Raw genomic sequence first — 18,446 nt, 5'->3', positions numbered from 1 at the left:
CGAAAGCCCGCGTCGCGGGCGTCGCTCGTCTTTGCGGAAGGCGTCTATTCCACGACCTTGGGCACGACGAAATATTGATCGTCCTTTTCCGGCGCATTGGCCAGAATGGCGTCGGCGAAGCCGCCGTCGGTGACGACGTCCTGCCGTTTCTTCATTTGCATGGGCAGAACGGAGGTCAATGGCTCGACGCCTTCGACGTCGACGCTCGACAGCTCGGCGACGAAATCCAATATGGCGTTGAGCTCCGCGCCGAGGCGCTCGACCTCTTGGTCCTCGACGGCGATGCGCGCGAGATGGGCGATGCGGCGGACAGTCGCCTGATCGACGGACATTTTATGGAGCTCCGTTCCGACTTCGTCCCGCGCGCTATACCACTCGCGGCTTCGAGGGCGCAATGCGCGCGTCCGCCCGTGATGCAACGAGCGCGCCGGATTTCCAGAAAGCCGCGCGACGTGCTAGGCGAATAGGCATGACCGCCGGACAAAAGACGCTCGAGGAGCTCGCCGCTCTGCTGCCGCAAAAAAGCAGGCTGATCGGGCTCGATGTCGGAACGAAGACCGTGGGGCTCGCGCTGTCGGACGTCGAGCGCCGCCTCGCGACGCCGCTCGAGACGATCCGCCGCGTGAAATTCACCAAGGACGCCGAGCGGCTCGCCGCCTTGATCGCGCAGCATGAGATCGCCGCGCTGATCGTCGGCCTGCCGCTCAACATGGATGGGTCCGAAGGCCCGCGGGCGCAAGCGACGCGGGCCTTCATGCGCAATTTCGACGCGATGCGCCGCACGCCCTACGCCTTCTGGGACGAGCGGCTTTCCACCGCCGCCGTCACCAGAGAGCTGCTGGCGCAGGACGTCTCGCGCGCGAAACGGGCCGAGGTCGTGGACAGAATGGCCGCGGCCTATATTCTGCAAGGCGCCCTAGACAGGCTGGGGCGCCTCGCTACGGGAGGCTAGACGAGCCGGCTCACCACCAGCCGCGACGCCAACCCCAGCCGCCGCCCCAGCCGCCGCCGCCGAAGCCGATGTTCAGCGCGCCGCCGAGAAGACCGGCGCCGGCGCCGATGATGCCCGGGCCGCCATAGCCATATCCATAGGAGGGATAGGCGTAGGTCGCCGCGACGACCGGCACGGCGACAGCCGTCGCCACCGGAGCCGCGACATAGGCCGTGCGGCGCTCATACAGCGGATAGTAGGCGGTGCGGCGCTCGATGATGCGACGCACATAGACCGTGCGGTGCTCGATGCGGCGCGGCGGGCAGAAGTGCGCCGAGCGGCCCGAATGAATGCGACGATAATGGACCTCGTCCGTCGCCGCCGGAAGCGACACGGACGCCACATTCGCCATTCCGACCGGACCGGCCAGAGCGACGCCCGGCGCGGCGATGCCGATCACGGCGCCAGCGGCGCCCAGCAGAGACAACTTCACAACCTTGCTCATGACTCAAGCCTCCTCGTGGCTCTCGCCCCCCTTTCCAGCCGCCCGCAGCGGGCGACCGGAACCTTTCGTCACGGCGCGATCCGCGCCGGCGCAGACGTTCATTCAGTTACGGCAGACGCGACGGCGCAGACGACCAGATGCGCAGGGAGGAGCGCGGTCGGTGAAGAGAAGCCAACGCACATATCAGTCCCCCAACTCATCGGTCGCTGAACTCGCGCCTCATTGAAAAATTCCCGTTCATGCCGTCGCTCCGCTGAGAGAAGCGCGGCCCAGGTGAAGGGGAACTAAGGCGCGCTTACCGGCCGTCCAGACCATCGAGGGTCAAAAAAAACCCTCCGTTAACGCTCCCGCCGCGCCGGGACCGCCTCGATATGAAAACTTTTAGTTGTATCGAGCGGCATTTCGACGGCTTCCGTAGTCGCCGCCGAGCGAGGCCTTCAAAGGGAAAATCGCGTCGCCATTGCCGCGGTCGCGTTGACAAGCCGTCGACGAAGAGGCATTTTACGACCGTAGGTTGAAATCTGGAATCGCCGGTGCCACGCATTGCGCCGATGCGAGGAGCCGATGTCGAAGAGCGCAAAAGCAACGACCGCCGAAATGAACGCGCAGGAGGCGTCGACCGCTTCTCTCGCCGTCTATATCGCGCAAATGGCGGGCGAGCTGGCGATGATGGCCGACCGGTCCGAGCTCACAATGCTCGCCTATTTCCTCAATCTGGCGCGCGTCGAGGCCGAGGCGAAATCCCGCGAGCACGCCGCCGAGGAGCGCGGCCGCGCGTAGAGCCTCGGATCACGCCAAGGAGACGAGATTGGCTCCGTGACGCGCGAGCCGCCCGGCGAGATCGAGCTCCAGCAGCGCGGCGTTGACCTCGCGCGCGGGCAGGCCCGCCGCGCGCACGAGATCGTCGATAGCGACCGGCGCCGGCCCGAGCAGCGCCATGACGCGCGCCACAGGATCGACCGTCTCCGCCTCGCGCTCCGGCGCGGCGACGATCGGCGCGCTCGCCGGCTGCGGCGCGATGGGAGCGGCGCGATCATGCGTGAAATTCGGCGCCTGCTCCTGCAGCGAGAAGAGATCGTCCATCTCTTCCCAGAAGGGCTCGTCCTTCGGCGCGCCCTCCCCTTCTCCAAAGAGATCGCCCTGCCTTCCGACGCCGGCGGCGAGCGCGCGGGTGACATCCTCCGCGCCGGCGCAGAGAGTTGCGCCCTGGCGCAGCAGATCATTGGTTCCCTCGGCGCGCGGATCGAGCGGCGAGCCGGGAACGGCGAACACCTCGCGGCCCTGCTCCATGGCGAAGCGCGCGGTGATGAGCGAGCCGGAACGGCGCGCCGCCTCCACCACCACGACGCCGCGCGACAGGCCCGAGACGATGCGATTGCGACGTGGAAAATCACGCCCGCGCGGCTCCCATTCGAGCGGCATTTCCGTCACCACGGCGCCGCCGCGCGCGATGATCTCCTCGATCAACGGGCGATGCTCATTGGGATAGGGCCGCGCATGGCCGCCGGCGAGCACGGCGACGGTCCCGGCCGCGAGGCTCGCGCGATGCGCGGAGAAATCGACGCCGCGCGCGAGGCCGGAGACGATGACGTAATTGTCCCGCGCGAGGCCTTGCGCCAGACGCTCGGCGAAGGTCAGCCCCGCTGCAGAAGCGTTGCGCGAGCCGACGATGGCGACGCAGGGACGCGACAGAATTTCCGCCGAGCCGCGCAACGCCAGCAGCGGCGGCGGCGCCTCTATCGCGCGCAGCGGCTGCGGATAATCGGCGTCGCCGAGCGAGACGAAGCGAATGCCGAGCTTGGCCGAGCGCTCCATCTCGGCGCGCACGTCGTCCGGCTCGGCGATGCGGATCATGCGCCCATGGGCGGAGCGCGCGAGCAGATCGGGCAGCGCCTCCAGCGCCGCCTGCGCGCCGCCGAACTTGTTGACGAGCTGGCGAAAGGTGCGCGGCCCGACATTCTCCGAACGAATGAGCCGCAGCCAATGAAAGAGCTGCTCCTCCGTCAATCGCGTCGCGGAGGAGGAAGCGCTCATGCCTTCTGCCCAATGCGGCTCTCATTGCCGGAGAGAAGCCGGCGGATATTGTCGCGATGCTTCCACCACAGCAGCGCCGCCATGGCGGCGAAGACGACGGCCTCAGGGCCATGGCCCATCGCCGCGAGAGCGAGCGGCGAAGCGAGGCTCGCCGCCAACGCGGAGAGCGAGGAGTAGCGGAACAGCGCCGCCATCGACAGCCACACGGCCGCGAAGGTGAGGCCCGCCGGCCAGCTGATGCCGAACAGCGCGCCCAAAAATGTCGCCACGCCCTTGCCGCCGCGAAAGCGCAGCCAGACGGGCGCTATATGGCCGATAAAGGCGGCCGCCGCGGCGATGACGGCGCCGTCCGGCGATATCTGCGCGCCGATGAGCGCGGCGGCGACGCCTTTGAGCGCGTCGAGCAGCAGAGTGGCTGCGGCGAGATCCTTGCGGCCGGTGCGCAGAACATTGGTCGCGCCTATATTGCCGGAGCCGATCGAGCGAATGTCGGTCGTCCCCGCGAGCCGCGTCAGCAGAAGGCCGAAGGGGATCGAGCCGAGCAGATAGCCGACCGCCAGCGCGCCGAGCTCTGGAAAAGAAGAAAACGCCAAGGAGAAGGACCCGCGCCGCGCCGCCGGCGCCATTCGCCGAACGCGGCGCGCAAACTAGTCGAGCCCGAAGCGCGCCGCAAGCCGAGCCCGAAGCGGCGCCGAAATGCGCGACGCCTCGCGCTGGCGCGAAAGCTGCTTCGACATTCGCACAAGCTTGGTTTTCTCATTTCGAAAATTCATATTCGAGCCCGGCCATGATCGATTTCGAAAGCCTCGTCGAGCTCATCTATCGCGCCGCCACCGATCCCGATCTCTGGCCGCGCGCGATGCACGAGCTCGCCGCCTCGGCGGACGCCGCCGGCGGAATCATTCTCACGCGGCGCAGCGACTCCTGGGTCGGCTGGCGACATTCCCCCGAAATGGTCGGCGTCGACGACTATCTGCGGTCGCCGGCCAGCGCGCGCAGCGAGGCGCCCATAAGGCTGCTCGCCGCCGACCGGGCCGGATTCCTCGACGCCGAGACCGTGTTCACGTCGGAAGAATGGTTCGCCGATCCGGTGATGACGCATTGGGGAACGCCCAATGGCCTGAGCCATGCCGCCGCCACGGCCATGCCCATGCCGACAGAGGATTTCGTGGTGGTTCATATCAGCCGACGCATCGGCCAGCCGGCCTTCTCGCCCGCCGATATCGCGCGGCTCGACGCGTTTCGTCCGCATCTCGCGCGCGCCGGCTTTCTGGCGGCGCGCTGGCGGCTCGAGCGGCTGCGCGCCGCCACCGAAGCGCTGGCGCTGATCGGCCTCCCCGCCGCCGCTCTCGACGCGCGCGGGCGCGCCCTCGCCGCCAATTCGCTCATCGAGACGATGACGCCCCATGTCCTTTGGCTACCGGACGACCGCGTCGCTCTCGCCGACTCCGCCGCCAATGGCATGCTGCGGCGCGCGCTCGCCGATGTGTCGAGCCCTGCGGCCACGACCCCGCGCTCCTTTCCCGCCCGCGGCCGCGACGGCGCAGCGGCGGTCGTCCATCTCATTCCGATGGCGGGCGAATCGCGCGATCTTTTCGACGGCGGCTGCGCCCTTCTGGTGGTCGCGCCCATCGCGCTCCGCCAAGCGCTCGACGCGGCGGTGATCCGCGGCCTCTTCGATCTCACCGCCGCCGAGGCTTGCGTCGCCAGCGGCATCGTCTCGGGCCTGTCTCCGGGGCAGATCGCGAGGCGGCAGGGCACGACGCCCGCGACTGTTCGCAGCCAGCTCAAGAGCGTCTTCGCCAAGACGGGAGTCGGCCGGCAGTCCAGCCTCGTCGCGCTGCTGGCGAGCCAGCTCAAGCCGCCGCGTCCGCCGAAGGACTAGGATCGCGAACCGCTCCGCGTCCCGTGCTAGCATCACGTCCCATGTCGCGCGCCGGCCGCCTCTTCGAACTCTTGCAGCTCCTGCGCGGGCGCCGACGCCCGGTCAGCGGCGCCGAGCTCGCGCGCGCGGCCGGCGTCTCCTTGCGCACGCTCTATCGCGATATCGCGGCGCTGCAGGCCATGGGCGCGGAGATCGAGGGCGAGCCGGGCGTCGGCTATGTCCTGCGGCCCGGCTTTCTGATGCCGCCGCTGATGTTCTCCGAGGAAGAGATCGAGGCGCTGGAGCTCGGCGCCAAATGGGTGGCGCAGCGCACCGACGACGGACTTTCGCGCGCCGCGCAGAGCGCGATGGCGAAAATTTCCGCCGTGCTCCCGCAAGGGCGGTCGTGCACGTCGGACGACGCGCTGATCGTCGGCCCGCCTTGGTCGCGCGCGCATGTCGCCGAGCTGAAGCTGCTGCGCCGCGCCCTGCGCGAGGAGCGCAAGCTCGCCATCTCTTACGCCGACGGCAAAGGCGCGCGCACGAGGCGCGTCGTCTGGCCGGTGGCGCTCGGCTTTTTCGAATCGGCCCGCGTGCTCGTCGCCTGGTGCGAGCTGAGAGGCGATTTTCGCCATTTCCGCGCGGATCGCATCGAGGCGGCGGAAATGCTGGAGGAGCGCCCGCCGCGCCGACGCCAGACGCTGCAAAAGGAGTGGCGGCGCTCGATGCTGACAGAATCTGACAGCGTGTCGGCTTATGGACGTCTCGCGTCCCCGACCGCGAAAGGAGATTCTATGTCGAAGATCGTTTTCTACACCAATCCGCAATCGCGCGGCATGATCGTGCATTGGCTGCTCGAGGAGATCGGCGCGCCCTATTCCGTCGAGATCCAGGAATATGGGACCACGATCAAATCGCCCGAGTTCCTCGCCATCAACCCCATGGGCAAGGTGCCGGCGATCCGCCACGGAGACAAGGTGGTGACGGAGGCCGCGGCCATCTGCGCCTATCTCGCCGACGCCTTTCCGCAGGCCGGCCTCGCGCCGCCGACGGCCGAGCGCAGCGCCTATTATCGCTGGCTGTTCTTCGCCGCCGGCTGCGTGGAGCCGGCGATGAGCAATCATTCCGTCGGCTGGGACCCGGCCGCGGACAGGCAGCGGAGCTTCGGCTACGGCTCATACGCCGCCGTGCTGGACACTCTGGCGAAAGCGCTGGCGGGGCGGCGCTATATCGCCGGCGATGCCTTCAGCGCGGCCGATGTCTATCTCGGCTCGATGATCGGCTTCGGCATGCGCTTCGGCGTGCTGGAGAAGCGGCCGGAGTTCGAGGCCTATTGGGCCGGCCTCGAGAATCGCCCGGCGCGGCTGCGCGCCCTCGAGCACAATGAGAAGCTCGCCGCGCGGCAGGCATGGGCTCCCGCCTGAGACCCTGAGCTCCCGCCTGAGACCAGAGCGCTGTCGGCGGGGCGAGATGGCCCCGCCTCCGATGTTTTCTGTCGAGAGCTCTGCGCGGGCGGCAATTTTCCCGAGCGGAGCCGCCCCCCATGCGCTAGAAAGCTGCGGGGCGAAAGCGCCATCGAAGCGACAGAGATGACGGAACCAGAACGCAGACCGCGCCCGCGCGCCTTCCGCCTCGACGGCGAGCAGATCGTCCCCCCCAAAAGCGCGAAGCCGCAGGAGGCGGAACGAGCCCAGCCCAGCGTCTTCGAGGCGCAGATCGACGTCTTCGCGCTCGAGGCCGAGACCGCCCCGCGCGACTTCGTCGAGGAAGAGAAGGCGATCGAGGCCGCGCAGAAGCGCGGCGTGCTCCGCAGCATGCTGGTCTCCTGGGGCGGATTGTTCGTCTCGGCCGTGGGCGGGCTGCTGTCGCTGGCCGCCGGCATGTGGCTCACCAATCTGGTCGAGGACCTTTTCGCGCATTCGGCCATGCTCGGAACTGTCGGGCTCGCGCTCGCCGGCCTGGCGCTCGTCGCCGCGGCGGCGATGCTGGCCAAGGAGATCGCCGCCATCGCGCGGCAGAATCGCATCGCCAAGCTGCATATCGCCCTCGCCGAGGCGCGGCTTCGCGACGACATCAAAGCCGCGCGTGAGCATGTGAAGGAGCTGTGCAAGCTCTATGAGGATCGCCCCGAGACCGGCCGCGCGCGCGCGCTGGTGCTGGAGTTCTCGCAGCAGATCATCGATGGGCGCGATCTCGTCGATCTCGCCGAGCGCCATATCGCGCATCCGCTGGACGCGCAGGCGCGGCGCGAGATCGCCGACGCCTCCAAGCGCGTCTCCATCGTCACCACGGTCAGCCCGCGCGCTCTGCTCGACGTGCTGTTCGTCGCCGCGCAGGCGATACGGCTGATGCGCCGCATCGCGGAAATCTATGGCGGCCGACCGGGAATGCTGGGCTTCTTCAAGCTCGCGCGCTCGGTCGGCGCGCATCTCGCCATCACCGGCGGCCTCGCCATCGGCGATTCGCTGCTGCAGCAGGTGGTCGGCCATGGCATCGCCGCCAAGCTCTCCGCCAAGCTCGGCGAGGGCGTGCTCAACGGCCTCTTGACCGCGCGCGTCGGCCTCTCGGCCATGGCGGTCTGCCGGCCCATGCCCTTCAGCGCCGAAAAGGCCCCCGGCGTCGCCGATGTGGCGCCTTTCTTGTTCGGCGACCGCAGCAGCGGCGGCTGACGATATGGCGGCGCGGATTTTCCCTCTCGAGAAGACAAGCGGATGAAGATCACCACCTGGAACATCAATTCCGTGCGCCTGCGCATGCCGATCGTCGCGCAATTCTTGAAGGAGCACGCGCCGGACGTCATCTGCCTGCAGGAGACCAAGTGCCGCAACGCCGAATTCCCCTATTCGGATTTTCGCGCGCTCGGCTATGAGCATTTCGCCATCAATGGCCAGAAGGGCTATCACGGCGTCGCCATCGTCTCGAAGCAGCCGCTGGAGCTGCTGGAGACGCGCGATTTCTGCGAGAAAGGCGACGCCCGCCATGTGTCGGTCGGCGTCCCCAATGGCGGAACGCCGGTCACGATCCATAATTTCTACGTGCCGGCCGGCGGCGACGAGCCCAATCGCGAGATCAATCCGAAATTCGCCCATAAGCTCGATTTTCTGGACGAGATGGCCGAATGGATCGCGCGCGACCGCGTGACCGACGGCCGCGTGGTGCTGGCCGGCGACCTCAATATCGCGCCGCTGGAGCAGGACGTCTGGAGCCATAAGGCGCTGCTCCAAGTGGTGAGCCATACGCCGATCGAGGTGGAGAAGCTCGGCCGCGTCATCGACGCGGGACGCTGGATCGACGCGATGCGCCGCTTCGTGCCCAAGGAGGAGAAGCTCTATACGTGGTGGAGCTATCGCGCCTCGGATTGGGAGAAATCCGACCGCGGCCGCCGGCTCGATCATATTTGGGCGAGCGAGGCGCTCTCCGAAACGCTGCAGCAGATGCATGTGCTGCGCGAGGCGCGCAATTGGACGCGCCCCTCGGACCATGTGCCGGTGACGATCTCGCTGGCGGTCTGAAACGAGTCAGGCGTTGACCTGCGCCCGCAGCTCGGAGAGCGAGGCGAAGCGCCGCACGCGGCCCTCGCCGCGAATCTCGACCGAGCCGTCGGAAAACATCACATAGAGCGCGCCGCCATTCTCATAGCGGTCGACCTCGACCGGTTCCGCCTCGACATAGCGCTTGGGCGCATAGGCTTCGAAGCCCGGCGGCGGCGCCATGGCGGTCGGCGGGGCCATCGCCGGCGGCGGCTCCATCTCCGGCGCCGGGGCCGGCTGCGATATCACGGGAGCGGGCGCCGGAGCGTCGACGCGCGGCGCCTGCGGAGAGAATGTCGCGAGCGCGTGGTCGAGACGCGACAGAGCGGCGGCGATCGCCACAGTCACCACGCCGCCGGAGAGCGCCACCGCGCCCGCGATGAACAGGCTCCAGCCACGCTCGATCTGGATTTTGTCCCAGCCCTCGAACATGGCCGCGACGCCCCACGCCGCGAGCGCCGCGCCGAGCCCGAAAACGCCCCAACGCGTCAGCCGAAAGAACCAGACGCTCCGCATGTTCCGCCTCTTCGATCTCACATGGCGACAAAGATCACGCCGCCGAACGCTTGTTAGCACGCCGGCTCGCGCGCCGCTCCGACGGTTTTCGCGCTGCATTCGGCGCGACAATTCCGGCGCGATTGTGGAGGCCCGCGGCGCCCTTCGTCGACCGGCGCCTGCACATAATATTCAAGCCCGTAGAAAACAACATATATGCGTCGTAACGCCACATGGAATTCGACGATATGAATACAGACATCAAAAGTAGAGACAAACGTCTCTCGGACGGAAAGCGGCGACGATCCGCCTAATTCAGGGGAGTCGAAACCATGGATACGCGCTCTTCGAGGCGTAGCTTATTTATGCTCACCTTTCTTCTCGCTTCGGCGATGGCTGAAAATGCTTTCGCTCATGGAGGAGTAAAGCTCGAGCAGGACGAATGCGTGACGACGGTCGGGCCGGTGAAAGTGCATTTCATCGGCTATCAGCGAAAGGGCGAGCCGGAAGAATTCTGCGACGACATCGCCCAGACGGGTCCGACGGTAATCGCGCTGACCGCTATAGAATTGGGTCGCCAGCCCGATTCCTACATGGCGCAGAATCAGGCGCCGTCTTCCGCGCCGCCCGCCCCGGCCGTGGATGTGCGCGACATCGCCATCGGCGTGCGCATCGTCAAGGAGGGCGGCGAAGGAGCCGATATAGAGGCGGCGACGCAATTCTACGCGCCGCCGAAGACACAGCGCAACGCGACCATGACCTTCGAGCACGACTTCAAGGAGGCGGGAAATTATGTGGCCATCATCACCGTCGCCGATCGCGATGGGCATGAGTGGAGTTCGCGCTTTCCCTTCCGCGTCGGCGTGCTCAGCCTGTGGAACACGATCGAATATGTTCTCTATGGGATCGGCTTCCTCGGGCTTTCCGCCGGCCTCTGGCTGATCGCCTGGCGGCGACGGCCGACGGAGCCGGCGCATGGCGCCGCGCTGCATCAGGCCGAATAGCCGGCTTCCCCACCCGCCCGATCCGATCGGGCGGGTTTTTTCGCGCCCGGAATGCGCTTGTCGTCCGAGCTTTGCACGAAAATTGTTAGACTGCGGCCGTGCGAGATTGCTTGGAGCCCTGCCGGGTTCTAGGTAGAGGCGAGCGGAGAATGCTGCGCTCGCGAACCCCAGTCAGGAGCAAGGATTATGACCTTCACCCTTCCCGACCTTCCCTACGCCTATGATGCGCTGCAGCCTTATTTGTCGAAGGAATCCTTCGAGTATCACCACGACAAGCATCATGCGACCTATGTCACCAACGCCAATAATCTGATCAAAGGCACCGAGTTCGAGGGTAAGCCGATCGAGGAGGTCATCGTCGCCTCCTACGGCAAGAACGTGCCGATCTTCAACAATGTGGCGCAGATCTACAACCACTCCGAATATTGGAAGTGGCTGAAGCCGAATGGTGGCGGCGCGATTCCCGCCAAGGTCGAGAAGGCGATCGTCGAGTCCTTCGGCTCGGTCGACAAGTTCAAGGAAGAGTTCCAGACCCAGGGTCTCGGCCAGTTCGGCTCCGGCTGGGTGTGGCTCGAGATCAAGGACGGCAAGCTCGCCGTGCGCAAGACCCCGAACGCCGAGAACCCGCTGGTGTTCGGCGCCAAGCCGCTGCTGGTCGCCGATGTGTGGGAACACGCCTATTACATCGACTACCGCAACCGCCGCGCCGACTTCCTCAAGGCCTTCCTCGAGCATCTCGTGAATTGGGAATATGTCGAGGAGCTCTACGAGGCCGCGACGAAGTAAGACAGTTTCATACGGCGGCGGCGCGATGCGTCGCCGCCGTCAAATTTCCAAATCGCCGCTTGCACTCGCCGACGAAGTCGAGACCATAGCTCCAGCCATTTGAAATCGCCCGGAGCAAATGCCGTGGCATATGTGATCAGCGCAAGTCTCGAACAGCACCCATCGCCCTATCCTTGGTGCGAGGTGCGTGAAGAATTCGCGGCAGGGCAAAAATTCATGACATGGCAGAATGTGGTCGGTGAACGCATTCGGCCGGAAGCTCAGCCGCAATCGGTTTTGCGCGCAGACTATGTCCCTGAAGAGGACTTCTCACCTCATAATCCTGATATTTCGTTTGTTTCTGGCGGGGCTCCCTGTCTGAGCGTCCAGGTGCGCGACCTCATCGAGGCGCTCGAGCCGGGCGTGCACCAATTTTTCCCCGTCGACATCTATGATGTCGACGGAACGCTCCGAGAGCCGCGTCGCTACATTCTCAATGCCTGTCGACTCGTTGATGCGATCGTGGAAGGAAGATATTCGACTCTCAATAATGGCGATCGCCTTTATCGTGCAGGCTCACTCCATCCATTAAAAATTCGTCGGCAAAACGCGCGTAATTTTCATCTTTGGCGAGACAAGCAGACGACTCACTCGTTTCTATTTATATCCAATGAATTGTATAGGCGAATAAAAGAAGCGGGCTTTGGGGAATTCGATCTCGGAGTCGCAGACGAGGTCTGAATGCAAATCAATGCGCGCCCGGCAAGTACCGTATCGCCGCTAGAATAATGCCGGTCGCGACGACAGTCAGACCGCCGAGCTTCACGGTCATGGGTAGCTCCAATTCTCGAATTTCGGAGCGAACCGCCAATATGTCCGTCTTGGTGGCGAGTTCCTGACTCGTCGCCTCGGCAAAGGCTTCGGCAGCCGCTTTCGCCTGCTCATGCGTGAACCCGCCCGCCTCGAGCTTTTCGACGAATTTCAGCGTGTCGAATGCAACGCTCACAGAAAGAAGCTCCTCGCGAGGACGAGATGTCTCTTACAAATAGCGCGGTTCTCGCTCTGTGGCGAGGCGTCTTTCCGACGCTCGCTCTCGTTCAGACCAAGCTCGCGCAGAACCTCTGTATCTTCGTGCAGGCGTCCTCCAGCGTCGCGTTCGACGCCGCATAGGACACGCGGAAATTCGGTCCCGTGCCGAAGGCCGAGCCCTGCACCACTGCGACGCCTTCCGCCTCCAAGAGAGCGGTGACGAAATCCACGTCGCTCTCGATCACCTTGCCCTCCGGCGTCTTGCGGCCGATCGCCTCCTTGCAGGAGGGGAAGACGTAGAACGCGCCCTCGGGCGACGGGCATTGCAGATATTTCGCCTGGCCGAGCATGGAGACGACGAGATCGCGCCGCTCCTGAAACGCTTTGCGGAACACGGCGAGATGATCCTGCGGACCTTCCAGCGCCGAGAGCGCCGCCCATTGCGCAATGGAGCAGGCGCCAGAGGTCTGCTGGCCCTGCAGCATGTCCATCGCCTTGATGAGCGCGGCGGGGCCGGCGGCGAAGCCGATGCGCCAGCCGGTCATCGCATAGGCTTTGGAGACGCCGTTCATCGTCAGCGTGCGGTCGAAGAGGCCGGGCTCCACCTGCGCGATGGTGGCGAATTTGAAATCGCCATAGACCAGATGCTCATAGATGTCGTCGGTGAGAATATGCACCTGCGGATGGCGCAGCAGCACTTCGGCGACCTGTTTCAGCTCGTCATGCGTATAGGCGGCGCCGGACGGGTTGGAGGGCGAGTTCAGCACCAGCCATTTGGTGCGCGGCGTGATGGCGCGCTCGAGGTCCGCCGCCTGCAGCTTGAAGCCATGCTCCATCGTCGTGTCGACGAAGACGGTGGTTCCGCCGCAAATCGCGACCATCTCGGGATAGCTGACCCAATAGGGAGCCGGGACGATCACCTCGTCGCCGGGATTGATCGTCGCCAGAAAGGCGTTGAAGAGAATGTGCTTGCCGCCGGTGGCGACGATGACGTCCGAGGCCTTGTAGTCGAGGCCGTTCTCGCGCTTGAACTTCTTGGCCACGGCCTCGCGCAGCTGCGGAATGCCGAGCACCGGCGGATAGCGCGTCTCGCCGCGGCGGATCGCCTCGACGGCGGCGTCGCAAATATGCGTCGGCGTGTCGAAGTCCGGCTCGCCCACCGAGAGCGAGATGACCTCCCTGCCCTGCGCTTTGAGGTCACGCGCCTTCTGCGTCACGGCGATCGTGGCGGAAGGTTTCACGCGTGACAAAGCGTCGGCGATAAAGGCCATTTGGGGAACTCCTCTGGGCATGTGTGCGCTGCACAATCGCGGTCTCGAAGATAGACGCCGCAGCGGCGCCCGGCAATCGAAAATCCGTCTCCGCCCCCGCGTCGAAACGAAGCGATTAACCTCTCCCTTCTAGAGTCGCCCTGCTCCGCTCGCGCCGGGGCCTAGGGAGACTCGACATGTGGGAGAAGCTGCGCAGCGGCGATTGGCTCGACGCGGAGCGTCTGCGCGTCTATCCGCTGATGCTGCTGCTGCTCTCGGCCGGCTGCATCGCCGCCGTTCTGATGACGGCGCAGGGCCGCTTCGACGCCAATGGCCATCCGCTGGGCACGGATTTCAGCCAAGTGTGGGTCGCCGGCCTCGAGACCTTGCGCGGCCATCCCGAGACGCCTTTCGATCTGCAGCGCCACATCGCCGCGCAACGCGCCGAATTCGGCGCCGACAGCGACGTCTATGGCTGGCACTACCCGCCCTATTTCCTCGCGCCGGCGGCGGCGCTCGCGCATCTGCCCTATCTCCAGGCGCTCGCCGTCTGGCAGATGGCGACGCTCGCCCTCTATCTCCTCGCCGTGCTCGCGCTGATGCGCGGCTCCACTGCGCCGCCCTGGCGCGTCGCGCTTCTGGCGCTGGCCTTTCCGGCGACGCTCGTCAATCTCGGCCATGGGCAGAACGGATTCCTGACCGCCGCTCTGCTCGGCTTCGGCTTTCTCGCCCTGCCGCAGCGCCCGGCGCTCGCCGGCGTCTCTTTCGCGCTGCTCGCCTATAAGCCGCAATTCGCGCTGGCGTTGCCGGTCGCGCTCATCGTCGGCGGATATTGGCGCGCGCTCGCCTCGGCCGCCGCCGCGCTGCTCGTGACGACGCTCGCCAGCCTCCTCGTCTTCGGGCCGGAGAGCTGGATCGCCTTCGCGCAAAATCTCGACGTCACGCGCGATCTCGTCGTCGAGCGCGGCGCGGCCGGCTTTCCGAAAATCCAAAGCGTCTTCGCGGCGGCGCGCCTGCTCGGCGCCGATATTGGGACGGCCTATGCCGCGCAGGCTCTGGTCACGACGACGACCCTCGCCGCGCTCGTGTGGCTGTGGCGCAGCGGCGCCGATTATCGCGCCAAGGCCGCCGGGGCGATCGTCGCGACATTCCTCACGACGCCCTATTGTCTCGACTACGATATGACGGCGCTCGCGCCCGCTCTCGCGCTGCTCGTCTCCTGCGGGCTCGAACGCGGCTTCGGTCCTTATATGAAGAGCGCGCTCGCCGCGGCTTTCGTCATTCCGCTCGCGGCGCGTCCCATAGCGGCGGCGGCGGCGCTGCCCCTCGGCGCGGTCACGATGGCGGCGTTGTTCACGATAATTCTCTCAAATTCGCGCGACGCATGTTTTCGCCACGCGGGCGCCGCCCCATCGCTATGATCGACGGCCGGACGACCACAAAAAATTCACTTCGCGAAAAAAATCGGCGCCCGTTGCTCGAGGCGTGAAACTTTTTGGGCGGCGCCGCCGTTTATTCTTCGCCGAACGATCGTGGGAGCGGTCGCGACGCGTCGGACGTTCGGGGGAGCGTCCCGGAGAGGGTGCGTCATGTCGTTGGTGGATAAGTTCGAAGACCGTATGGAGCCGGCTTTCACGCGCAGCTTCGACCCGGAATCGGCTCGTCGTCAGTTCAGAGTTTCACTCATTCTCGTCGCCGCAATGGCGCTCGCGGCCTTCATCCTGGGCTTCGCGCTGCCGCTGAACGCGCCGCGGAGCTCGCCGCCGACCCCCGCCATCTCCTCAGACGCCGGCGATATCTATATCGGCCGGCTGGTCGGCGTCGACTGACGGCCACGGAGCCGCGCGCTGCGCGGCTCCGCCCGAGCGTAGCGTTACGGCTTCTTGGCCGGCTCTTCGTGGTGATCATGATCGTGATGATCGTGATCGTGGTGGTCATGGTCATGGCCGGTATGCTCGGCCGGCTTGGCCTCGCCGCCTTCTGGATGGGCCTTTTCCCAACGCTGCAGCGCCTCCGCGTCATGCGCATGCTTGGCGTCGGGCGCATCGACCGCCGCGTCGACAGTCACCTCGCCCGCCTTCTCGAACACGAGAACGAGCTCGATTCCCCAGCCGACGGGATTGATCTTCTTCACCTCGGCGAGCACGACATGCGCGCCTTCGGGCGAGAGCGTCGTCGTCTTGTCGGCCGCGATGGCGATGCCGCCTTCGGCAACCGTATGCTTGGCGTCCGCATGCAGCGTCACCTTGCCGATATTCGGCGACTTCACCGCGATGAGCGTGTCCGCGCCGCCCTTATTGTGGATGAAGGCGTAGAAATACGCCGTCGTCTCGCCGTCCTTGGGCGCGCGCACCCAGGGATGCTCGATCGTCAGCTTGCCGAGCTCATATTCATGAGCCTGCGCCGAGCGCATCGGAGTCAACGCGCCGAACGCAGCGCCGCCCAATAGAGCGCCGCCCGCCGCCAACAGATCACGCCGCTTGATCATCATGTGCGTTCTCCCTAACTAGCCCGACGAAAAGCTCGTCGGCTGCATTCGTCGCTCTTTTCTCGGCGAGGCTCTCGCGGCCTCGTTTCGCCGCATCGCGACCATGCGACGAATTGCGCGCCATTTCTTCGCCCGCTCAGTGCTGATGCGGGGAGACGTAGACGACGGGCTCCTTCGCCGTCAGCGCGATTTGCGCCTTCAGCAGAGCGAGATTGCCGTCGTCGGTCCCGAAATGGCGGAAGCGGGCTCTCACATAGCCGGAACGATCGATGAGGAAATGCCCTTCCGGGATCTCATTGACGACCGGCTCGTCGAGATAATGGTTGATGATCGAATAGGTGAGCTCTGTGGCGTCGGGATGGCTCGGCGTCAGCGCGTTCGGATCGGCCGGGCATTCGCCGAAATAATCGGCGACATGATGCGCGCCCATCGCCTTCACCGTCTCGGCGGCGGCCTTCAGGCTCGCGACGCGATCGGCGAAATCGGCGTCCTCCGGCTTGCAGCGCGCGAAGGAGACGAGCGTCGGCACGCCGCGCAGCTTCTCGAGGTCGTCGATCTCGCCCTTTGGATCCTCCAGCGCGAAATTGGGCGCGACCAGCCAAGGAATGACGCCCTTGGGACTCAAGAAGCGCGACTGATTGGAGTTGGACAGAACCGTGAGAAAATTGATGAGATCCCAGCGCTCGTCCTCGCCTATGGCGTCGGCGAAAGGCGGCATGACGCCGCTCTGCCCGCCATAGGTCAGCCAATGGAAAATATCGCCGAGCGTATGCGTCGCGACATGCGGCGCGGTGAGATCGGCGGGCGGAACCTTGAGATCCTTGGCCATGGGTCCATTGCCTTCGCCGGTCACGCCGTGACAGGGGATGCAATTGGCCTGGAAGGTCTCGAAGCCGCGCTTCACAGAGGCCGCCGTGTAAGCGATGGGCGGATCGGTGTAGGTCTCGGGATAGGCCTGCACCGAAAGCGAGACTGTTCCACAGACCGCCGCGGCCAGCGCCAGCGCCGCAGTCGAATATTTTCGCCAATCGCGTAGCTGCGGCAAAGGCGTGAAGCCCACGGCCGCGACCAGCGCCGGCGCGAGCCAGGCCAAGGCCGCGGCCACCGCCAGCGCCGCTCCGGCGACGCCCCATTGCCAGGTGGGATCGATCCAGGGCGTGACCTTGAGACCCCAGGTGCCGGCATAGGTCACGCGGAAAGGCAGCGGCCAATAGACGTTGTTCTCATGCGCCGCCGGCGTGATGGTGGCGATCCAGCCGGCGATGAACAAGAGGCCGAGCGCGCAGCCGCCCTCGAAGCCGCCGATTTTCGCATACCAGCCGAGATCGAAATCCTTCTTCGAGGAGCCGAGCGTCAGATAGCGCGCCAGCGAGAGTGCCAGCAGCAGAGCGGCGCAGAGCAGCGCCAGCTTGACGCTGAGCAGACGGCCGTAGGGCGTCGCCAGCATGAAGCCGAAGCTGCCGACCGTCTCCCACGCGAGGATGAGGCCGCTGATGAGCACGATGACCATCGCGCCCTTGGCGACGAGCGACCAGCGCTCGGCGAGTCGCCAAGCGACCTCCGGCGGCTTGCCGCGGCCTGTCAGCATCCAATAGACGAGGCCGAGCAGGCCGCCGATCCAGGTGAGGCCCGCCAGCGTGTGGAAGGGGAAGCTCAGCTGCGTGTAGATCGGCAGGCTGTCGTCCACCGCATGGCCGGTGACGGAAACGACGGCGAGCACGGCGAGCCCGAGCCCGAGCGTCGCGCGATCGAGCCAGAGATTGGAGACCCGCAAGCGCGCCAGCGTCGCCCCGGCGAAGACCGCCGCGAGAATCTGCGTCGCCACCCAAGCCTTGCCGATCACCGTGCCGGAGATGAACTGCAGCAGCGCGTCGGAATCGACCGGACGGCCCGCAGGGATGATGTTGCGCGCCGTCGCGACGATGAGGCCGAAGCCGAACAGCAGGCGCAAGACCGCGGCGCCCGCGATCACTTTCTTGAAGCGCGCGCCATCCTCCTCGATGAGGCGGGGCAGCAGCAATAGTCCGACGGCGAGAGCGGAAAGAACGCTCTCCACGAAGCGAAGCGTCGCCAATTCCATTGATTTCGACTTCCGTTACGCTCGCGAGCGCGGCGCGGCGCCCCGCCGATCGGCGCCGCCCGCTTTATTTTTTAAAGTTGCTCGTGAGCCAGACTTAGTGAGCGTCCACCGTGAACTCGTATTTCCCCTCGACGATGTGGCCATCCGAGGAGAGAACGCGATATTTCACGACATATTTGCCCGCCGCGAGATCCGGCGCGTCGAGCGTCAGCTCGCGCGGCTTGTCGGGCGCGCCCTTGGCGCCTTCGACGATGGTCTTGCCATCGGCGCCGACGATGGAGATCGTCGAATAGGCCGCCTCCACGCCGCCGCCGAAGCGCAGCTTCACGAATTTGGGCGAGGCGGCGACATGATCCTTGGCCGACGGAGAGGCGTCGACCAGAAAGGAATGCGCGAGCGCCGCTCCGGCGCTCATGCATAGAAACGCCGCCACGAGGCCGGCTCCGAACTTCACCTTCATCGTCGCTCCTC

General features: G+C 65.8%; 21 protein-coding genes. 11 read left to right on the top strand and 10 right to left on the bottom strand.

What is annotated here, in order from left to right:
• Positions 1-44 precede the first annotated feature (44 nt).
• Entirely contained in the window at positions 45-332 is a 288-nt protein-coding gene (gene gatC / locus METLW4_RS0105355) for an Asp-tRNA(Asn)/Glu-tRNA(Gln) amidotransferase subunit GatC (RefSeq protein ID WP_018265178.1), read from the bottom strand.
• Between the two features lie 137 nt (positions 333-469).
• Here gatC and ruvX point away from each other — a divergent pair, with 137 nt between their 5' ends.
• Positions 470-952, top strand: coding sequence for a Holliday junction resolvase RuvX (gene ruvX, locus METLW4_RS0105350; protein WP_018265177.1), 483 nt, complete (start codon positions 470-472; stop codon positions 950-952).
• A 10-nt stretch (positions 953-962) separates the two neighbouring features.
• Here ruvX and METLW4_RS0105345 read toward each other — a convergent pair whose 3' ends face one another.
• Positions 963-1,436: a hypothetical protein gene (locus tag METLW4_RS0105345; RefSeq protein ID WP_018265176.1), complete on the bottom strand. Its 474-nt coding sequence runs from the start codon at positions 1,434-1,436 to the stop codon at positions 963-965.
• A 597-nt stretch (positions 1,437-2,033) separates the two neighbouring features.
• Between METLW4_RS0105345 and METLW4_RS0105340 the strand changes: the two genes are divergently transcribed.
• Positions 2,034-2,216, top strand: a complete 183-nt coding sequence (locus METLW4_RS0105340; protein ID WP_018265175.1) for a hypothetical protein — start codon at positions 2,034-2,036, stop codon at positions 2,214-2,216.
• A gap of 9 nt (positions 2,217-2,225) precedes the next feature.
• Here METLW4_RS0105340 and dprA read toward each other — a convergent pair whose 3' ends face one another.
• Together dprA and plsY are read right to left on the bottom strand one after the other, a co-directional pair.
• Complete coding sequence (gene dprA / locus METLW4_RS0105335) at positions 2,226-3,470, bottom strand: DNA-processing protein DprA (protein ID WP_018265174.1); 1,245 nt, start codon at positions 3,468-3,470, stop codon at positions 2,226-2,228.
• Positions 3,467-4,096 carry a glycerol-3-phosphate 1-O-acyltransferase PlsY gene (gene plsY, locus METLW4_RS0105330; protein WP_018265173.1) on the bottom strand — a complete coding sequence of 210 codons (630 nt, stop codon included), beginning with the start codon at positions 4,094-4,096 and terminating at the stop codon, positions 3,467-3,469. The genes dprA and plsY overlap by 4 nt, the downstream gene beginning before the upstream one ends.
• Positions 4,097-4,257: 161 nt before the next feature.
• On the opposite strand from plsY, the gene METLW4_RS0105320 reads away from it, so the two are divergent.
• The 4 genes from METLW4_RS0105320 to xth all read left to right on the top strand — a co-directional run bounded on the left by METLW4_RS0105320 (position 4,258) and on the right by xth (position 8,846).
• Positions 4,258-5,355 carry a helix-turn-helix transcriptional regulator gene (locus tag METLW4_RS0105320; protein ID WP_018265171.1) on the top strand — a complete coding sequence of 366 codons (1,098 nt, stop codon included), beginning with the start codon at positions 4,258-4,260 and terminating at the stop codon, positions 5,353-5,355.
• 41 nt (positions 5,356-5,396) lie between these two features.
• Positions 5,397-6,758 (top strand): HTH domain-containing protein, encoded by a 1,362-nt coding sequence (locus METLW4_RS0105315; RefSeq protein WP_018265170.1) that lies wholly within the window; start codon positions 5,397-5,399, stop codon positions 6,756-6,758.
• A gap of 165 nt (positions 6,759-6,923) precedes the next feature.
• Complete coding sequence (locus METLW4_RS0105310) at positions 6,924-8,003, top strand: YcjF family protein (RefSeq protein ID WP_018265169.1); 1,080 nt, start codon at positions 6,924-6,926, stop codon at positions 8,001-8,003.
• A 42-nt stretch (positions 8,004-8,045) separates the two neighbouring features.
• On the top strand, positions 8,046-8,846 hold the full coding sequence (xth, locus tag METLW4_RS0105305; RefSeq protein WP_018265168.1) for an exodeoxyribonuclease III: 801 nt from the start codon (positions 8,046-8,048) through the stop codon (positions 8,844-8,846).
• 6 nt (positions 8,847-8,852) lie between these two features.
• Here xth and METLW4_RS0105300 read toward each other — a convergent pair whose 3' ends face one another.
• Positions 8,853-9,380, bottom strand: a complete 528-nt coding sequence (locus METLW4_RS0105300; protein WP_018265167.1) for a hypothetical protein — start codon at positions 9,378-9,380, stop codon at positions 8,853-8,855.
• Between the two features lie 344 nt (positions 9,381-9,724).
• Between METLW4_RS0105300 and METLW4_RS24050 the strand changes: the two genes are divergently transcribed.
• From METLW4_RS24050 to METLW4_RS27650, 3 genes are all read left to right on the top strand, one after another.
• Positions 9,725-10,363 (top strand): hypothetical protein, encoded by a 639-nt coding sequence (locus METLW4_RS24050; RefSeq protein WP_018265166.1) that lies wholly within the window; start codon positions 9,725-9,727, stop codon positions 10,361-10,363.
• Positions 10,364-10,549: 186 nt separating this feature from the next.
• Positions 10,550-11,149 (top strand): superoxide dismutase, encoded by a 600-nt coding sequence (locus tag METLW4_RS0105290; RefSeq protein ID WP_018265165.1) that lies wholly within the window; start codon positions 10,550-10,552, stop codon positions 11,147-11,149.
• Positions 11,150-11,272: 123 nt separating this feature from the next.
• A complete protein-coding gene (locus METLW4_RS27650) occupies positions 11,273-11,869 on the top strand; it encodes an imm11 family protein (RefSeq protein WP_157234912.1) in 597 nt (198 codons plus the stop codon).
• 7 nt (positions 11,870-11,876) lie between these two features.
• On the opposite strand, the gene METLW4_RS0105270 is transcribed toward METLW4_RS27650, so the two are convergent.
• Positions 11,877-12,134 carry a coiled-coil domain-containing protein gene (locus METLW4_RS0105270; RefSeq protein ID WP_018265161.1) on the bottom strand — a complete coding sequence of 86 codons (258 nt, stop codon included), beginning with the start codon at positions 12,132-12,134 and terminating at the stop codon, positions 11,877-11,879.
• A 91-nt stretch (positions 12,135-12,225) separates the two neighbouring features.
• A complete protein-coding gene (locus tag METLW4_RS0105265) occupies positions 12,226-13,428 on the bottom strand; it encodes a pyridoxal phosphate-dependent aminotransferase (protein WP_018265160.1) in 1,203 nt (400 codons plus the stop codon).
• A 176-nt stretch (positions 13,429-13,604) separates the two neighbouring features.
• Here METLW4_RS0105265 and METLW4_RS0105260 point away from each other — a divergent pair, with 176 nt between their 5' ends.
• Both METLW4_RS0105260 and METLW4_RS0105255 read left to right on the top strand, forming a co-directional pair.
• Positions 13,605-14,828, top strand: a complete 1,224-nt coding sequence (locus METLW4_RS0105260; RefSeq protein WP_018265159.1) for a glycosyltransferase family 87 protein — start codon at positions 13,605-13,607, stop codon at positions 14,826-14,828.
• Positions 14,829-14,996: 168 nt separating this feature from the next.
• A complete protein-coding gene (locus METLW4_RS0105255; RefSeq protein ID WP_026191267.1) occupies positions 14,997-15,236 on the top strand; it encodes a hypothetical protein in 240 nt (79 codons plus the stop codon).
• Positions 15,237-15,280: 44 nt separating this feature from the next.
• Here the strand turns inward: METLW4_RS0105255 and METLW4_RS0105250 are convergent, their stop codons facing one another.
• From METLW4_RS0105250 to METLW4_RS0105240, 3 genes are all read right to left on the bottom strand, one after another.
• On the bottom strand, positions 15,281-15,898 hold the full coding sequence (locus tag METLW4_RS0105250) for a copper chaperone PCu(A)C (RefSeq protein ID WP_018265157.1): 618 nt from the start codon (positions 15,896-15,898) through the stop codon (positions 15,281-15,283).
• A 133-nt stretch (positions 15,899-16,031) separates the two neighbouring features.
• Complete coding sequence (locus METLW4_RS0105245) at positions 16,032-17,975, bottom strand: CopD family protein (protein ID WP_018265156.1); 1,944 nt, start codon at positions 17,973-17,975, stop codon at positions 16,032-16,034.
• Between the two features lie 94 nt (positions 17,976-18,069).
• Positions 18,070-18,435 (bottom strand): copper resistance CopC family protein, encoded by a 366-nt coding sequence (locus METLW4_RS0105240; RefSeq protein WP_018265155.1) that lies wholly within the window; start codon positions 18,433-18,435, stop codon positions 18,070-18,072.
• Between the last annotated feature and the right edge of the window lie 11 nt (positions 18,436-18,446).

Origin of the sequence: Methylosinus sp. LW4, assembly GCF_000379125.1 — a bacterium.
Classification (GTDB): domain Bacteria; phylum Pseudomonadota; class Alphaproteobacteria; order Rhizobiales; family Beijerinckiaceae; genus Methylosinus.
Note: the sequence above shows the minus strand (reverse complement) of the source record. Positions and strands in the feature narration are given on the sequence as shown.

Excerpts from the sequence above, each read along its gene's own strand:
- METLW4_RS0105315 (WP_018265170.1), top strand. The coding sequence starts at position 5,397 with ATGTCGCGCGCCGGCCGCCTCTTCGAACTCTTGCAGCTCCTGCGCGGG.
- METLW4_RS0105345 (WP_018265176.1), bottom strand. The coding sequence starts at position 1,436 with ATGAGCAAGGTTGTGAAGTTGTCTCTGCTGGGCGCCGCTGGCGCCGTG.
- METLW4_RS0105255 (WP_026191267.1), top strand. The coding sequence starts at position 14,997 with ATGTCGTTGGTGGATAAGTTCGAAGACCGTATGGAGCCGGCTTTCACG.
- METLW4_RS24050 (WP_018265166.1), top strand. The coding sequence starts at position 9,725 with ATGCTCACCTTTCTTCTCGCTTCGGCGATGGCTGAAAATGCTTTCGCT.
- METLW4_RS0105260 (WP_018265159.1), top strand. The coding sequence starts at position 13,605 with ATGTGGGAGAAGCTGCGCAGCGGCGATTGGCTCGACGCGGAGCGTCTG.
- dprA (WP_018265174.1), bottom strand. The coding sequence starts at position 3,470 with ATGAGCGCTTCCTCCTCCGCGACGCGATTGACGGAGGAGCAGCTCTTT.
- plsY (WP_018265173.1), bottom strand. The coding sequence starts at position 4,096 with ATGGCGCCGGCGGCGCGGCGCGGGTCCTTCTCCTTGGCGTTTTCTTCT.
- ruvX (WP_018265177.1), top strand. The coding sequence starts at position 470 with ATGACCGCCGGACAAAAGACGCTCGAGGAGCTCGCCGCTCTGCTGCCG.
- gatC (WP_018265178.1), bottom strand. The coding sequence starts at position 332 with ATGTCCGTCGATCAGGCGACTGTCCGCCGCATCGCCCATCTCGCGCGC.
- METLW4_RS0105245 (WP_018265156.1), bottom strand. The coding sequence starts at position 17,975 with ATGGAATTGGCGACGCTTCGCTTCGTGGAGAGCGTTCTTTCCGCTCTC.
- METLW4_RS0105310 (WP_018265169.1), top strand. The coding sequence starts at position 6,924 with ATGACGGAACCAGAACGCAGACCGCGCCCGCGCGCCTTCCGCCTCGAC.
- METLW4_RS0105300 (WP_018265167.1), bottom strand. The coding sequence starts at position 9,380 with ATGCGGAGCGTCTGGTTCTTTCGGCTGACGCGTTGGGGCGTTTTCGGG.
- METLW4_RS0105290 (WP_018265165.1), top strand. The coding sequence starts at position 10,550 with ATGACCTTCACCCTTCCCGACCTTCCCTACGCCTATGATGCGCTGCAG.
- METLW4_RS0105340 (WP_018265175.1), top strand. The coding sequence starts at position 2,034 with ATGAACGCGCAGGAGGCGTCGACCGCTTCTCTCGCCGTCTATATCGCG.
- METLW4_RS0105265 (WP_018265160.1), bottom strand. The coding sequence starts at position 13,428 with ATGGCCTTTATCGCCGACGCTTTGTCACGCGTGAAACCTTCCGCCACG.
- METLW4_RS0105240 (WP_018265155.1), bottom strand. The coding sequence starts at position 18,435 with ATGAAGGTGAAGTTCGGAGCCGGCCTCGTGGCGGCGTTTCTATGCATG.
- METLW4_RS0105250 (WP_018265157.1), bottom strand. The coding sequence starts at position 15,898 with ATGATGATCAAGCGGCGTGATCTGTTGGCGGCGGGCGGCGCTCTATTG.
- xth (WP_018265168.1), top strand. The coding sequence starts at position 8,046 with ATGAAGATCACCACCTGGAACATCAATTCCGTGCGCCTGCGCATGCCG.
- METLW4_RS0105320 (WP_018265171.1), top strand. The coding sequence starts at position 4,258 with ATGATCGATTTCGAAAGCCTCGTCGAGCTCATCTATCGCGCCGCCACC.